Genomic DNA, 14080 nt, shown 5'->3' on the forward strand with positions numbered 1-14080 from the left:
GTGACGATAGAAAACATGAACAAAATAAACCAAAAACTACAAGAAGATAAAAAGTTATTATCAATATACTTTTCCGCAGGATATCCTAGCTTAAACGATACTGTACCTATCATCGAAAATCTTGAAAAAAGCGGTGTTGATATGATTGAAATTGGGTTGCCTTTTAGTGATCCCTTAGCAGATGGACCGACGATACAAGCTAGTTCGACTGAGGCTCTAAAAAATGGGATGTCAACCAATGTGCTTTTTGATCAATTAAAGGACATTCGCAAAACGGTTTCTATTCCGTTGATTGTTATGGGGTATTTTAATCCTATCTTACAATATGGTGTGGAAGCATTTTGCAAAAAATGTCAGGACATTGGAATTGACGGATTGATTATTCCCGACCTTCCTATTGATGTATACAATGACCAATACAAAGCTATTTTTGAAACCTACGGATTAATAAATGTATTTCTCATCACACCGCAAACCTCTGTAGAACGTATTAATTTTATAGATTCAATTTCCAATGGATTTATATATATGGTAAGTTCGGCAAGTGTTACAGGTAGCAGCTCTGGCTTTGGAGATGAGCAAACAGCTTATTTTAAACGCATTGCTAACATGAAACTTAAAAACCCTCAAATAGTAGGTTTTGGAATTTCAAATAATGAGACGTTCACGCAGGCAACTCAATATGCTAAAGGCGCTATTATTGGAAGTGCGTTTATTAAGTTTTTAACTAATAATAACTTGGAGAAAATTGATGAATTTGTAACTAATATTTTGAATTAGTTTGAAAAAGGATTGGCATATCGCACTATTTACCTTGGTTTACGTTTTAGTATTTCCTTTAATTTATGCGCTAAGCTATCATGACTTGAGAGGCTTTGTCTTTTTTATGCTAATTCTTATGGTTTTAAGTGCTCCTTCACTGTTTGGCGTTTTAATTTTATTAGTCTTTGAACGCATCAAAAAAAAATCAATTTCAATTTATGTTTATGTCGTCCTATCAATTATACTATTCTCCGTTTTTTTAATTCTCTGGAAAAACTTAGACGGTGATCCAAAAAATATTTTTCCAATATTTGAAGAGAGTCATTTTGTACATATTACAATGTGTATCGCCTCACATATAATTGCGTTGATTACAACAGAACTCGTCAAAACACAAAACAGAAGACATCATGCCACTTAATATTGTTTTATTTGAACCTGAAATCCCAAACAATACAGGTAATATTGGTCGATTAGCATTAGCATCTGGGTCAAAATTACACTTAGTAAAACCTTTTGGTTTCGAATTGAGTGATAGCAGACTTAAACGTGCTGGCTTAGATTACTGGCAGCATCTAGATGTGACTATCTATGAATCTGTTGACGACTTTTTTAAAGTAAATGCCAATGGGAACTTTGCTTTTTTTTCAAGCCATGGCGAGACATCGCATTGGGAAATCCCGTTTGAAAACAATTTGTTTCTTATCTTCGGAAAAGAATCGGTTGGTTTACCAAAATCAATAATTGAACAATACAAGGCTCAGCTTTATAAAATACCTTTATATAGTAAGCACATTAGGAGTTTAAACCTTGCAAATGCAGTGAGTATTGTGATTTATGAAGGGTTAAGACAGCTACAATAGCAAACACATGTTATCCAAATATTTTAGGGTTTTTTCCGAATACTTTCAAATCGCATTAGGTATAGTTCTGGCCAGTATTGGTCTAAAGGCTTTTTTGCTTCCAAACGGGTTTTTGGATGGTGGCGTTACAGGAGTTGCACTTTTAATTCGCACTCAAGTTGATATCAGTTTGTCTTATTTGTTAATCGCTTTAAGTATCCCATTTTTAATTCTGGGTTATTACACTGTTTCAAAACGAATTGTCGTTAAATCTATTATTAGCATCTTGGGATTAGCACTTTTCATCCATTTTGAAAACTTTGACACCATAACTGACGATAAGTTCCTTATCTCAATTTTTGGAGGTTTATTTCTTGGATCTGGAATTGGAATTGCTATTAGAAATGGTTCTGTTTTAGATGGATCTGAAATTTTAGGTGTATTTATAAATGATCGTTTTGGAGTTAGTATTGGAAAAGTAATTCTCCTTTTTAATGTGATTTTATTCTCTATAACTGCTTTTATCATATCTACAGAAGTAGCCATGTATTCGATTCTTACTTATATTGTTACAGCCAAGGTGACCGACTTGGTCATTGAAGGTTTTGAAGATTTTATAGGTATCACTATCGTCTCAAAAGAATTCGAACAAATTAAAGTGGCCATCATTAAAGAGCTTGGTGCTGGTATGACCTTATATAAAGGAAAAAAGGGCTTTGGTAGTACTGGTGAAATACAAGACTTTGATATTATTCATACCATCATTAATCGTATCGATATTAAAAAAATATACCGAATAGTGTCTAAAATAGACAAAGATGCATTCATAGTAGAGTTTGACGTCAACAATGTGCGAGGTGGTGTTTTGCGACGTTATCTCAATAAAAAGAAAGACAAAAAACTCCCATCGTTCCTATCTGAACAACAACTCTAATTAACATAACTTCTTTAAAATATTCTAAGTTATTTGTTACATTTGAATATGAGACGCTTGAAAAACATCAACGTATTGTTTTTTGGACTAACACTTGTCCTGAGTTTAGTCACGTTCTCTAGTGTTGCTCATAATACGCCAAACGAATCGGTAAGAACCGCTTTAATTGTTGAAGACTATCAACCAGAAACACGCTTTTCAATTCAATTTCAAAAGGCAAAAAAAATTCTGAGTTTTAGCTTTGATATTTATTACAAATTTTCATTTTCCAATTATAAATACACACAGAATTTAAACGTCCAAACCTTATATAAATGCTATACGAACAATGCTTTTTTTATAAGATTGGAAAAACTTCATACCGAGTCGTACACTCCCAACAACAACAAAATAGTCTATAATAATTTCATAGTGTAATTTCAGTAATCATCAAGCTTTGGTTGATGACACACTTATTTTTAACTGCATCACATTTCTGTAGATGCCTTATTCACTTATACTATGAAAATTAAAAAAACATTAAGGTTGATAGCCTTGATTTTTATAATCGTTTTAGCTTGTATTGTTCCATTTCCGATGCAATTCAACCAAAAAGATAATTTACCCAAAGACCTTATAGAACAGGTCGAAAAAAGAGAAGAAGAGGACGACGACGATATATCTAAAGAATTATTTTAAAATAATTATGACTACATTTAATAACTCACAAACACAACTTAACATGAAAAAATTAATACTACTATTATTTACAATTCCCTTTCTTGCGTTTCATTCTGTAGATACTGAAGTAAGTATTATAGGAAAATGGAAAGGTGAAGACAAAGGTGATATTGGCTTTGTACATTTTGACAAAGAAGGCTATGCTCTATTTGAAACAGGAGACCAAAAAATAGGAGGAAAAGAATTCATCATGCAAGGTCAAAAAGCTAAAATGACTTATGAATTAAATACCAGCACCAAACCTATGGAACTCGATTTTATTATCACCATTCTAGACACTAATGAATCTAATAAAATATTTGGCATTGTAGAATTTGAAAATGAGAACAAAATGCATTTGGCAGTAGGGTTTGGTGGTTCTGCAAGACCAACTGAGTTTGATGACAAGAACTCCATTTACTTCTTTAGAGAAGAGTAGCTATCGCTGCTTATTTTTGAGCATTGTTAAATACATCTGTTCAACCTTGGTTCTTGCCCAAGGTGTTCGTCTTAAAAACTTCAAACTAGATTTTAGTGATGGATCATGAGTAAAACAGCGAATATTGATCTGAAAACCCATATACTCCCAACCATAATGGGCTTGTAACTCGGTAACAATTTGTTCGAGCTTTACACCATGCAATGGATTGTTTTTTTGTGCAGTCATTACAATTTCTCTACTAGATTTTTGATTTTAACTGCTTTTTCAAAATGATCCAATTGATGTGTTTCAATCCACCAGGTTGCAGCTTCCATTAACAACTTTGGATTGTCATTTTTATTCTTGAAAAAAGCATAAAAAGAAACGCCCACGTTATCGCCTTTTTGTGCCATCTTTTTATTGCAAACTTCTATTATTTTCTGCTTTAAAACCTCAGTCATACTAATTGCGCCTATCCTTGCGATTTCTCGAATTGTTATTGCTTTTATTTCTACGGTTTCTATGTTGCCCTGAGTTCTTTGAATTGGAATTTCTAGAATTACGACGTTGCCTATTTTGACCTGGTTTAATTGGCTCTGTTGAAGCATTCGGATCTGGTTCAAAGCCTTCAACAATATCTACTTCAATTCGTTCTCCAATAAGTTTCTCTATGTTTTTTAAATACGAGGTTTCGTCTGCACTCACCAAAGAAATAGCTTGTCCGTTTGCTCCTGCTCTTCCTGTTCTACCTATTCTATGTACGTAATCTTCAGAAATATTAGGCAATTCGAAATTCACCACATGTGGTAACAACGGAATATCTAATCCGCGTGCAGCAATATCTGTCGCTACCAATACACGAACACTCCCATTTTTAAAGCCTGCTAAAGCTTTAGTTCTCGCACCTTGACTTTTATTCCCATGAATAGCTGCTGCACTAATTCCAGCAGAGATCATTTTTTTTGTTAAACGATTGGCGCCATGCTTGGTTCTTGTAAACACTAATACTTGTTTCCAATTTCCTTCGGAAATAAGCTTAATAATAAGTCCGGTTTTTTTGTTTTTAGCCACGCGATACACTTTTTGCGAAATGGCATCTACTGTAGAATTCTCTGGAGTAGCTTCAACTTTAACAGGATGATTCAAAATCCCATTAGCAAGTTTTCTAATATCTTTTGAAAACGTCGCTGAAAACATCAAATTCTGACGTTTATCTGGCATCAGTTTCATCACACGTTCAATGTCTCTTAAAAACCCCATATCTAACATACGATCGGCTTCGTCGAGCACAAATATCTCAACACGTTTTATAGACAGTAAATTTTGATTTTGCAGGTCTAATAATCGACCAGGTGTGGCTACCAAAACATCAACACCTCGTCGTAGCGTAGCAACTTGTGGTTTTTGATTTACACCTCCAAAGATGACAGCGCTTTTAATATTTAAAAATTCACTATAGTCTTTAACACTTTCATAAACCTGAGCAGCTAGCTCTCTTGTTGGTGTTAAAATCAAAGCACGTATAGGTCTAAACTTAGCCTTAGGGTTTTCAGATAAACAATGTAATAATGGTAACGTAAAACCAGCAGTTTTACCTGTTCCTGTTTGTGCCGAAGCTAAAACATCTCTTCCTTCTAAAACAGGCGGAATCGCTTTTTCTTGTATTGGACTAGGTGATGTATATCCTTTTTTGCTAATTGCTTTTAACAAGGCATCAGATAAGCCTAAAGATTGAAATGACATAAAAATTATTTGGGCCAGTAAAAGGCATTTGAGATGACCATTTAATTAAAATATCACCTCTGTTATTTTGAGCAAAGGTACTGTTAATTTAATGGTTAACTCTATATATTTGATTTAGTTAAAAAAATAATCTGTTTATGGTTTTGCCTAGATGTTGAATGGTTAACTTTGTGCAAAGCATTACTGTTATTTTTAGGCTTAATGAGATTAGTTACACTAGACGATTTTAGAGATACTTTTTTTAAAGGAAAGCAAAGAGGTTGGGATTTTATTCTTTCAAAATTCAACGTGCGTAATAGTGAACGTACAAAAAGCGCATTCAATAGTTCGGCTAGCATTAGTGCCAATTGGTGGGAAATTCCGTATGTAAAAAAAAGATGGAATACATTGATAACCAATGACGAGCATCAAAACTATAAACAATATCTTGTTGCAGAGGTTCTCAAAGATGCTTCTAACTTAAAACTACTCTCGTTAGGAAGTGGCACTTGTAATCATGAAATAGAATTGGCTCAATATGATAATTTTGAAAAAATAACGTGCCTCGACCTATCGGAATATAGAATCGCTGAAGCTAAAAAAACCGCAAAGCAGAAACAGCTAGACAACATAGAATTTATTTGCTCTAATATTGATGATTTCAATTTTAAAGACAATCATTATGATGTTGTTTTATTTAATGCATCACTTCATCATTTTAAAAATGTAGATGCTTTATTATCTAAAAAAATCAGACCTTGTTTAAATACATCTGGACTGTTGGTTATTAATGAATATGTTGGTCCTAATAGACTGCAATTTTCAAGACTGCAAATACAAAAGATTAATGAAGGGCTTAGATTAATTCCAAAGACGTTCAGGAAACGCTACAAATCATCATCCTATAAAAATAGTTTTTCTGGTTCGGGGCTTTTAAGAATGGTTATTGCTGATCCTTCAGAATGTGTAGATTCGGCAAGTATAATCCCTTCAATTCACAAGCATTTTGATAGTGTTATTGAGAAGCCCTATGGTGGAAATATTTTAATGAATGTTCTTAAAGACATCTCTCACCATTTTATTGATTTAAATGATGAAAAGAAAAATGCCTTAGACGTTCTTTTTGAATTTGAAGACAGCTATTTAAAAAACAATCCTTCCGATTTTATGTTTGGCATTTACAAAAAACCAAATCATTAGTTTAAGTTTTAAAAAAACTCCCGATACTGTAGCACTCTAAAATCGAACGTATTAAATTTAGGATTCTTTGCCTTGAGTTGTTTGTATAGTGGCAGCCTACTTATAGAAATATTTGCAGCACCAGATCCAGACGTTAACGATACTGTTTTTATACGTCTATCATCAAGATCAAACTCATGTACTCTAGGAATTTCATTCGAGACTAGATTTAACTTTTTATCATACGTTTTAAGGTGTCTTCGGAAGAAGTATTCTGGTCCGTTTTTACTATTTCCACCAGTAAATAAAAGCGTATTAATATTTGGGAACTGTTTTAAATATCTAACAACATCTCTCAGTATAATATCTTTCATGCCTAAATCTGAAGCATCTATTTTCTCGCGTTTAGCACTTTCAACAATATCACAAACACCAATTTTATTGGCAATTAAAAACGCTTTGCGCTCATCAATAGCTTCTTGAGAATTGTCATATTTAAGACCTAGCTGATGGATTTCATCAATAAATAACCACAATGAATTGTAATAACTTCCGTAGCAAAAATCAACATCCTTTTCAAGTAATTCTCCTGTGCTAAAACGTGGAGGAGGCAACGTACCTACAATAAGTTTAGTTGTATTGTCCTGGATAAAAGGTTTATAAGGATGTTTATGTAGAAACACGTTTACTTGATATTAAATTTTATTTTTCGTATTTTATAGTAAACCAAATAACTTAAAACCATGGGAAAAGGTGACAAAAAAACCAAACGTGGAAAAATACACAGAGGCACTTTTGGCGTGAGACGACCACGGATAAAAAAACGTCCAAAGACCGAAGATAAAATTAAGCCAGGAAAAAAGGCCTAATTATCTTGTAAACACGAGTTCTGTTTCACTCGACAGGTCTTCTGAAAAACGATAATTTTCATAATTAAAACCTTTGACATCATCAATGGTTTTAGCATTTGTATCAATAATATATCGTGTCATATAACCACGTGCTAATTTAGCAAAGGTCATAATTGTTTTATATTCTCCATTTTTAAAATCCTTAAAATTTGCTGTAATAACAGGTGCTTTTAGAGCTTTGGTATCTATGGCTTTAAAATACTCGTTACTAGCAAGGTTAAGGAATACTTCATCATCTTCAAGTTCTTCATTTAAAGCTTGAGTGACTTTCTTTTTCCAGAATTCGTACAAGTTTTTATTTTTTCCGACAGGAAACTTGGTTCCCATTTCCAAACGATATGGCTGAATTAAATCTAAAGGTTTTAGTACGCCATATAATCCCGAAATGATTCTTACCGTATCTTGAAGCTTATCTAATTTTTTCGCATCTATATTGTAAGCATCTAGACCTCTATAAACATCACCACTAAAGGCGTAAATTGCTTGTCTGGCATTGTCTTGAGTAAAAGGCAAGTGCCATTCTTGATTACGTTCATAATTTAACTGCCCTAAATTATCAGAGATCTTCATTAATTTAGATAAGCTCTTAGCAGATTTCTTCTTCAACAACTTATTTAAACGTAAAGCTTCATTTAAAAAGCAAGCTTCGGTTGCTTTAGTTGTTGGCAACTTACTATCGTAGTCTAATGATTTTGCTGGAGAGAGTACGAGTTTCATATACTATATTTTTCGTTAACTAAATTACAATAATTCTTTAATTTTTCAGATTAAAGATACAACGATAAACTCATATAAGATTAGACGTATTAATGCTAAATCTAATACAATAATAATTAAAATTTATAGCCCTTATTTTTGAATTTCTTCTGAAACGACCTCCCACTCAAAATTAAGGTATAAATCACTTCTCGCATCTAAAGGGTTTTTTGAGGTTTTGATAATTTCTAACTTATCTGCTATAAGTTTTTCGTTAGTTTCTACATCTCTTATTAAACTATTGTGTTGGGTCGTTTTAGAGTTTTTGTGTTCTTTATGTACAATATTTGAGTACGTATACAGATAGAACTTAGTTCCTAAAGCCTTTTGTTGATGATAGAAAAATATATCTTCATAACCATAATGTCCACAAAACTCTTCGTCAACTCCATTAGTTTTCATGTAAATAGACTTAGTCATAAAAAACACATTAACATGAGGTCTAACTTTTTGTAAATTAGAAATGGTATTAAACTTAAATACTGAATTACTTGGTAATTTGTAATCTGTAAGTCTACCTAAAAGGTTTTCGGGAAATAAGATGTCTAAATCTGTTACTATAATATGTTCAGATTTAGCATATTTTACACCTAGATTTCGCGCACCACCCTGATTCCAGGTAATATCTGATGTCACTCTTAACAGCGTATAATTTAATACGATATCTTCTGGAATTTCAATTGGGGTTTTTGAATGATCATCTACAAAAACAAAATGAATCTTATTTAAAATATCTCGACTATAACTACTATACACACTAATAAGTTCTTGTAACGGGTTAGATTCATTATCTTCTAAATAAAACTGAACAACATAGCTTAGCTTAATTTCATTAGCATCATGCCCTTGATTTTGAATATTGTCAACAAATGTTTTATGTGCTTCGGTATCTAAAAACTTTGCGCTGTCCCAAAGTGAAATATCTGCATTGTGATATCCAAATTGCCCATTCCAACTGTCATTTTCTACGCTAAACTTTTGAGCAATATCTACAGGAGCAAATTGAATGCCTTCAGATTCTAAATGCGCCCGATATGTTTTACATATTTTTAAATCCTCGGGATGATACGCTTTGATATGATTATCAGCACTCAAAACCTGTAATAGTTTCTTAGACCTTAGACTAAAGCCGCCATTTCCCATTCCCCAAAAAACAGGCGCTCCAATATAATCGTAATTTAAAAAGTCTTCAGACCAACGATTGGGATTAAGTATAAACCCATCATATTGAAACACTAGTACGAATTCGGTATCTACATACTTATTAAGATCCTTAATCATAAATTGACTATAAGCTTCAATAGAATCAATTTGAGGAATTTGAACGATCCTGGGATCATTAGATTCTAAATGCGTTAATAGTTTAACTGATTTAAAATTGACAAATTTTTGTGAAATATCTGCGGCTAGTATTAACCTATTAATATCAATACAATCAACACCTAATAATGTAACCTTTTCTAAATTAAGCATTGGCATTCATATTATGATTAATATTAGGATACGGATAAAATACATCCAATTGCTCTAGAGCCCTGAAGGTCTCATTAAATTGCGTTGGCATAGTACGAATGTTAATATCCTTATCGGTCAAGTTATTGGCTAAGAATTTACGGCTTTCAAAGTCTTTAATTTCTAGTAGATATTCGTTGTCTTTATTTTTAAATATATAACTCTCCCCTTCTATTATAACTTTAAAATCTGGATTTAATATGTATAACTGGGTAGGTGACTTAAATATCTTATTAAGTAATTTTAGTAGCTGAAAGAACATCTTTTTTGGAAGTACTTTATTTAAGCACACTTTGTCACTGCAATTTATAATAACGTCGTAGTTACATTTCAAATTACAGTTCCCTCTCTTGCCCCAGATTAATTCAACATTTTCAGAAAAGGCGCCCCACGATCCAGGACCAGTTGGGCCATAAATAGTAAGTATTGGAATATTGAATGCACCTGCTAAATGTGTAATTCCAGCATCATTTCCTATATGAAATTGAGCCCCAGAAACCTCGTGTGCCACCTCATCTATGTCTCCGGTAATGAGCTCATAATCCAGTGCTGTATTTTTAAAATAAGGTTCTGGATTAGGATCATTAGGACCAATAATAATTTTAGCTTTTAATTGTGGATAATGGCTATGAATTAATTCGATCAGATGTGCATAGTAATCTATTGGCCAAGCTTTTAAAATAAACCCAGCTCCAGGATGAACAGTATAAAACAACTCTGAAGTTTTACGTCTTTCGAAATAAGGATAAGCGTCTTTTGTTTTAGTGATATCTGGAAACTCAGAAATAATCCCATCTTTATAATGTTCGATAGAGTGTTGCTTTACTTTTTTATGTGTATGATAAACAATTTGCGGTTGCTTCTCTAGATCATTATTAAATTTCGGATAATTACCAAGTTCAATAACAGTATCATATTCAGATTCATTTGTTGTAGTCTCATCGATAACAGTGATACCTTTCAAATGAGTTTTAAAAAGATTAACCAGTCGTGGTTGCGTGGCGTAAGTCACCTCTCTAAACTGCTGTTTTAGCATATAAAGTGACGGAATAGTAAAAAAAATATCGCCTATTCCTCCATAACTTTTATAAACTAGAATAGATGTATTAGTAGCGCTTTTAAGAGAGCTCATTTTTAAAATTTTTGATTTGTTAAAAGTAAGGGAAGATTAACAAATATGTTTATTAACTAAAAGTGTTTTTTAAATTACACATCGTTGTATAACTTAAAAAACACTAAATATCTAGAATTAAAATTCTATTATCTTATCAAATTCTTTTGAAGAGTATTAGTAACCACCGTCGTAGTAACCGTCATCATAATAGCCATCGTCGTAATAACCGTCGTCATAATAGCCATCATCATAGTAACCGTCGTCATAGTATCCATCATCATAGTAACCATCATCAAACATTCCATTGTCATCGTCGTCTGAATCTGTAGAACAAGATACTGCAGACAATCCAACTATACTAGCTACTGAGGTTATCATTAAGGTTTGTCCTGATTTCTTTATAAAGTCTCTTCTCTTCATTTGTTTGAACTAAATTTCTTACACAAAAATAGCATTTTTTTTTAATTACAAAATTAAATTTTATTTCGCATCTTGGTGCTTAGCATAATGCCTCCATTTCTCTATACATTGTTGCATATCATCTGGAACTGGTGAATCAAAACTAAGTTGCTTTCCAGTCTTTGGATGTTTAAATCCTAAAGTTTTAGCATGGAGAGCTTGTCTAGGTAACACCCTAAAACAGTTTTCAACAAACTGCTTATACTTAGAAAAAGTAGTCCCTTTTAAAATTCGGTCACCACCATAACGTTCATCATTAAAAAGTGTATGACCAATATGTTTCATATGCACGCGTATTTGATGTGTACGACCTGTTTCTAACTTACAAGATACGAGAGTAACATAACCTAGACGTTCAATGACTTTATAATGTGTAATAGCTGCCTTACCTTTATCTATATCATCACCTTCAAAAACAGTGTTTTGCAATCTATTTTTAGGATGTCGTCCAATATGTCCTTCAATCGTTCCTTCATCTTCAGTAACGTTGCCCCAAACTATGGCAATGTATTCTCGCTCGCTAGTTTTATCAAAAAATTGCTTAGATAAATGAGTCATTGACTCTTCTGTTTTTGCAACAACTAAGAGACCACTTGTATCTTTGTCAATACGATGTACTAGACCTGGTCGCTCGCTTGAGTTATTTGGAAGATTTTCAAAATGATAGACTAGTGCATTGATCAACGTTCCAGAGTAGTTGCCATGACCAGGATGAACAACCATTCCTGCAGGTTTATTGAGCACTAATAACTCATCATCTTCATAGACAATATCCAACGGAATATTCTCTGGTGTCAATAAATACTCATATGGTGGATGTTCGAAAAGCACACGAATCTGGTCAAATGGTTTCACCTTGTAATTTTGCTTTACTGGTGTATCATTCACATATATACTTCCACCTTTCGCGGCTGTCTGAATTTTATTTCGTGTCGCATTCTCAATACGATTCATCAAATATTTATCAATACGAAGTGGTGCCTGACCTTTATCTACTGTAAAAGCATGATGTTCGAATAACTCGTCGTCATTCTGTTCTATTGATGTATCTTCTGTGGTCATTAGTTAATTAGATCCGCGTTTTCCGTTTCCTAAAACAACGTCAATTTCTGAAGTAAGTGGAAGCAATTTCCCAGCTTCGATTGTCTCTCCTTTAAATTTAATAGAAATGACCTCGTCTTTTCCTATGTCGTTAACGTAAGTTACTTTTCCAACTTTAAAACCTAGTGTTTCAAGTGTTGGTTTGGCCTGACGGAAGGTTCGACGCACTACATTAGGAACCGCAACTTTGCGATACCCTGAGGGATTTAGGGTTAGATATATCTTTCTATCCTCTTTCACCTGTGCTCCTGCTTTAGGGTACTGTTCAATAACAGAATATTTAGGATACTTCGGATTATAATTAGCAGAATCCTGAATTTCCATTACCAAATCGTTATCATTGAGTTCGATCTCAACAGTTTCAAGCGTTTTACCTTTTAAATCAGGAACTTTAATAAACTCTCCATGATTGGTAGTACTTTTTAACCACTGCATTGTCAAGAATAATATGACAATAATGGCCACAAAGGCTAATCCCAATTGTTTGAAAAATGTTTTACTCTTAAGAAACTGTATAAAACTCATGCGAAAAAATTGCTATGCGACAAATATATAAAAACGAAAGCGTTTTTTTTGTGGGTTTAATATGCTATTTTAGCTTAACTCGATTTACGACATATTATTGTTAAATATGATATACGTTAGAATATAAACAAAAAGATTTCCACATCAGCGCACTAGACTTATGAAAAAAAATATTGCCATCATTATGGGAGGATTTTCCAGCGAATATGAAATTTCTCTTAAAAGCGGACAAGTCGTTTATGATACCTTAGACAAGTTAAAATACAATGCTTACCGTATTCATATTTTTAAAGAAAAATGGGTTTTTGTTAATGATCTTAATGAAGAGTTTCAAATAGATAAAAATGACTTTTCAATACTTGTCAATGAAACACGAATTACTTTTGATTGTGTCTTCAATGCCATTCACGGGTCTCCAGGAGAAGACGGATTTATGCAAGGTTATTTTGAATTACTTCAAATTCCACATACTAGTTGTGGCATGTATCAAGCAGCTTTAACCTTTAATAAAAGAGATTGTTTAAGCGCATTAAAACCCTACGGCATTAAAACTGCCGAATCCTTTTTTGTCAATTTAGGAGATACAATTAATGAAGACGCCATCGTTGCTAAAGTTGGGCTACCTTGTTTTGTTAAAGCCAATAGAGCAGGTAGTAGTTTTGGCATCACTAAAGTGTATAAGAAAGACGAACTACAACATGCTCTTGATGTAGCCTTTAAAGAGGATGATGAAGTCATCATAGAAGCATTTCTGGATGGCACAGAAGTTTCTGTAGGTGTTATAAACTATAAAGGCGAAACGAAAGTTTTACCTATTACCGAAATTGTCTCCGATAATGATTTTTTTGATTACAAAGCCAAATATCTGGGCGAATCGCAAGAAATCACACCAGCACGAATTGATAATGATAAAGCTGAAAAAGTAAGAGTTGTTGCCAAAAAAGTCTACGAGGTTTTAAAATTAGAAGGTTTTAGCCGAAGCGAATATATTTTCAAAGATGGCGAACCTCATCTATTAGAAGTGAATACGGTTCCTGGTTTAACTGCTGCAAGTATTTTGCCTCAACAAGCAGCCGAAGCTGGTATAAGCTTGAATGAGTTGTTTGAAAACGCTATTGAATCTTCTCTAAAATAACATCATGA

At 33.1% G+C, this 14080-nt stretch carries 19 protein-coding genes; 9 read left to right on the top strand and 10 right to left on the bottom strand.

Features of this window, described 5'->3' with window-relative positions; translation table 11 throughout:
* The first annotated feature begins 15 nt into the window (after positions 1 to 15).
* The 6 genes from trpA (at position 16) to KWG70_RS13120 (ending at position 3676) form a co-directional block, all read left to right on the top strand.
* Positions 16 to 780, top strand: a complete 765-nt coding sequence (trpA, locus tag KWG70_RS13095; protein ID WP_230936493.1) for a tryptophan synthase subunit alpha — start codon at positions 16 to 18, stop codon at positions 778 to 780.
* Positions 781 to 1172: 392 nt separating this feature from the next.
* Entirely contained in the window at positions 1173 to 1625 is a 453-nt protein-coding gene (locus KWG70_RS13100; RefSeq protein WP_230936494.1) for a tRNA (cytidine(34)-2'-O)-methyltransferase, read from the top strand.
* Positions 1626 to 1632: 7 nt separating this feature from the next.
* The gene (locus tag KWG70_RS13105; RefSeq protein WP_230936495.1) at positions 1633 to 2538 is read left to right on the top strand and encodes a YitT family protein; all 906 of its coding nucleotides are present in this window, start codon (positions 1633 to 1635) and stop codon (positions 2536 to 2538) included.
* 57 nt (positions 2539 to 2595) lie between these two features.
* The gene (locus KWG70_RS13110; protein ID WP_230936496.1) at positions 2596 to 2955 is read left to right on the top strand and encodes a hypothetical protein; all 360 of its coding nucleotides are present in this window, start codon (positions 2596 to 2598) and stop codon (positions 2953 to 2955) included.
* An 84-nt stretch (positions 2956 to 3039) separates the two neighbouring features.
* Positions 3040 to 3216, top strand: a complete 177-nt coding sequence (locus KWG70_RS13115) for a hypothetical protein (RefSeq protein ID WP_230936497.1) — start codon at positions 3040 to 3042, stop codon at positions 3214 to 3216.
* Positions 3217 to 3259: 43 nt separating this feature from the next.
* Positions 3260 to 3676: a hypothetical protein gene (locus KWG70_RS13120; RefSeq protein ID WP_230936498.1), complete on the top strand. Its 417-nt coding sequence runs from the start codon at positions 3260 to 3262 to the stop codon at positions 3674 to 3676.
* Here KWG70_RS13120 and KWG70_RS13125 read toward each other — a convergent pair whose 3' ends face one another.
* From KWG70_RS13125 to KWG70_RS13135, 3 genes are read right to left on the bottom strand one after another with little or no spacing between them, the layout of a single operon-like run.
* Positions 3677 to 3904 carry a VF530 family protein gene (locus KWG70_RS13125; protein WP_230936499.1) on the bottom strand — a complete coding sequence of 76 codons (228 nt, stop codon included), beginning with the start codon at positions 3902 to 3904 and terminating at the stop codon, positions 3677 to 3679.
* On the bottom strand, positions 3904 to 4119 hold the full coding sequence (locus KWG70_RS13130) for a DUF6500 family protein (RefSeq protein ID WP_230936500.1): 216 nt from the start codon (positions 4117 to 4119) through the stop codon (positions 3904 to 3906). Before KWG70_RS13130 ends, KWG70_RS13125 begins: the two co-directional genes overlap by 1 nt.
* A 1-nt stretch (position 4120) precedes the next feature.
* A complete protein-coding gene (locus KWG70_RS13135; protein ID WP_230936501.1) occupies positions 4121 to 5401 on the bottom strand; it encodes a DEAD/DEAH box helicase in 1281 nt (426 codons plus the stop codon).
* 201 nt (positions 5402 to 5602) lie between these two features.
* On the opposite strand from KWG70_RS13135, the gene KWG70_RS13140 reads away from it, so the two are divergent.
* Positions 5603 to 6580, top strand: coding sequence for a class I SAM-dependent methyltransferase (locus tag KWG70_RS13140; protein WP_230936502.1), 978 nt, complete (start codon positions 5603 to 5605; stop codon positions 6578 to 6580).
* 8 nt (positions 6581 to 6588) lie between these two features.
* On the opposite strand, the gene KWG70_RS13145 is transcribed toward KWG70_RS13140, so the two are convergent.
* Positions 6589 to 7242: a uracil-DNA glycosylase family protein gene (locus tag KWG70_RS13145; protein ID WP_230936503.1), complete on the bottom strand. Its 654-nt coding sequence runs from the start codon at positions 7240 to 7242 to the stop codon at positions 6589 to 6591.
* A 60-nt stretch (positions 7243 to 7302) separates the two neighbouring features.
* Between KWG70_RS13145 and KWG70_RS13150 the strand changes: the two genes are divergently transcribed.
* Positions 7303 to 7428, top strand: a complete 126-nt coding sequence (locus tag KWG70_RS13150; protein ID WP_230936504.1) for a 30S ribosomal protein THX — start codon at positions 7303 to 7305, stop codon at positions 7426 to 7428.
* On the opposite strand, the gene yaaA is transcribed toward KWG70_RS13150, so the two are convergent.
* From yaaA to KWG70_RS13180, 6 genes are all read right to left on the bottom strand, one after another.
* Entirely contained in the window at positions 7429 to 8187 is a 759-nt protein-coding gene (gene yaaA / locus KWG70_RS13155; RefSeq protein ID WP_230936505.1) for a peroxide stress protein YaaA, read from the bottom strand.
* A gap of 132 nt (positions 8188 to 8319) precedes the next feature.
* Positions 8320 to 9699, bottom strand: coding sequence for a DUF5672 family protein (locus tag KWG70_RS13160; protein ID WP_230936506.1), 1380 nt, complete (start codon positions 9697 to 9699; stop codon positions 8320 to 8322).
* Entirely contained in the window at positions 9692 to 10870 is a 1179-nt protein-coding gene (locus KWG70_RS13165) for a glycosyltransferase family 9 protein (protein WP_230936507.1), read from the bottom strand. Before KWG70_RS13165 ends, KWG70_RS13160 begins: the two co-directional genes overlap by 8 nt.
* Positions 10871 to 11026: 156 nt before the next feature.
* Positions 11027 to 11272: a hypothetical protein gene (locus KWG70_RS13170; protein WP_230936508.1), complete on the bottom strand. Its 246-nt coding sequence runs from the start codon at positions 11270 to 11272 to the stop codon at positions 11027 to 11029.
* Between the two features lie 60 nt (positions 11273 to 11332).
* Positions 11333 to 12373 carry an RluA family pseudouridine synthase gene (locus KWG70_RS13175; protein ID WP_230936509.1) on the bottom strand — a complete coding sequence of 347 codons (1041 nt, stop codon included), beginning with the start codon at positions 12371 to 12373 and terminating at the stop codon, positions 11333 to 11335.
* 3 nt (positions 12374 to 12376) lie between these two features.
* The gene (locus tag KWG70_RS13180; RefSeq protein ID WP_230936510.1) at positions 12377 to 12937 is read right to left on the bottom strand and encodes a PASTA domain-containing protein; all 561 of its coding nucleotides are present in this window, start codon (positions 12935 to 12937) and stop codon (positions 12377 to 12379) included.
* A 160-nt stretch (positions 12938 to 13097) separates the two neighbouring features.
* On the opposite strand from KWG70_RS13180, the gene KWG70_RS13185 reads away from it, so the two are divergent.
* Positions 13098 to 14072: a D-alanine--D-alanine ligase gene (locus tag KWG70_RS13185; RefSeq protein WP_230936511.1), complete on the top strand. Its 975-nt coding sequence runs from the start codon at positions 13098 to 13100 to the stop codon at positions 14070 to 14072.
* The last annotated feature ends 8 nt before the right edge of the window (positions 14073 to 14080 follow it).

Source organism: Psychroserpens luteolus, assembly GCF_021032705.1.
Lineage (GTDB): Bacteria > Bacteroidota > Bacteroidia > Flavobacteriales > Flavobacteriaceae > Psychroserpens > Psychroserpens luteolus.

What these genes read in the sequence shown, in the direction of transcription:
- trpA (WP_230936493.1), top strand. Translation starts at nt 16, where the DNA reads ATGAACAAAATAAACCAAAAACTACAAGAAGATAAAAAGTTATTATCA.
- KWG70_RS13100 (WP_230936494.1), top strand. Translation starts at nt 1,173, where the DNA reads ATGCCACTTAATATTGTTTTATTTGAACCTGAAATCCCAAACAATACA.
- KWG70_RS13105 (WP_230936495.1), top strand. Translation starts at nt 1,633, where the DNA reads ATGTTATCCAAATATTTTAGGGTTTTTTCCGAATACTTTCAAATCGCA.
- KWG70_RS13115 (WP_230936497.1), top strand. Translation starts at nt 3,040, where the DNA reads ATGAAAATTAAAAAAACATTAAGGTTGATAGCCTTGATTTTTATAATC.
- KWG70_RS13120 (WP_230936498.1), top strand. Translation starts at nt 3,260, where the DNA reads ATGAAAAAATTAATACTACTATTATTTACAATTCCCTTTCTTGCGTTT.
- KWG70_RS13125 (WP_230936499.1), bottom strand. Translation starts at nt 3,904, where the DNA reads ATGACTGCACAAAAAAACAATCCATTGCATGGTGTAAAGCTCGAACAA.
- KWG70_RS13130 (WP_230936500.1), bottom strand. Translation starts at nt 4,119, where the DNA reads ATGACTGAGGTTTTAAAGCAGAAAATAATAGAAGTTTGCAATAAAAAG.
- KWG70_RS13135 (WP_230936501.1), bottom strand. Translation starts at nt 5,401, where the DNA reads ATGTCATTTCAATCTTTAGGCTTATCTGATGCCTTGTTAAAAGCAATT.
- KWG70_RS13140 (WP_230936502.1), top strand. Translation starts at nt 5,603, where the DNA reads ATGAGATTAGTTACACTAGACGATTTTAGAGATACTTTTTTTAAAGGA.
- KWG70_RS13150 (WP_230936504.1), top strand. Translation starts at nt 7,303, where the DNA reads ATGGGAAAAGGTGACAAAAAAACCAAACGTGGAAAAATACACAGAGGC.
- yaaA (WP_230936505.1), bottom strand. Translation starts at nt 8,187, where the DNA reads ATGAAACTCGTACTCTCTCCAGCAAAATCATTAGACTACGATAGTAAG.
- KWG70_RS13160 (WP_230936506.1), bottom strand. Translation starts at nt 9,699, where the DNA reads ATGCTTAATTTAGAAAAGGTTACATTATTAGGTGTTGATTGTATTGAT.
- KWG70_RS13165 (WP_230936507.1), bottom strand. Translation starts at nt 10,870, where the DNA reads ATGAGCTCTCTTAAAAGCGCTACTAATACATCTATTCTAGTTTATAAA.
- KWG70_RS13170 (WP_230936508.1), bottom strand. Translation starts at nt 11,272, where the DNA reads ATGAAGAGAAGAGACTTTATAAAGAAATCAGGACAAACCTTAATGATA.
- KWG70_RS13175 (WP_230936509.1), bottom strand. Translation starts at nt 12,373, where the DNA reads ATGACCACAGAAGATACATCAATAGAACAGAATGACGACGAGTTATTC.
- KWG70_RS13180 (WP_230936510.1), bottom strand. Translation starts at nt 12,937, where the DNA reads ATGAGTTTTATACAGTTTCTTAAGAGTAAAACATTTTTCAAACAATTG.
- KWG70_RS13185 (WP_230936511.1), top strand. Translation starts at nt 13,098, where the DNA reads ATGAAAAAAAATATTGCCATCATTATGGGAGGATTTTCCAGCGAATAT.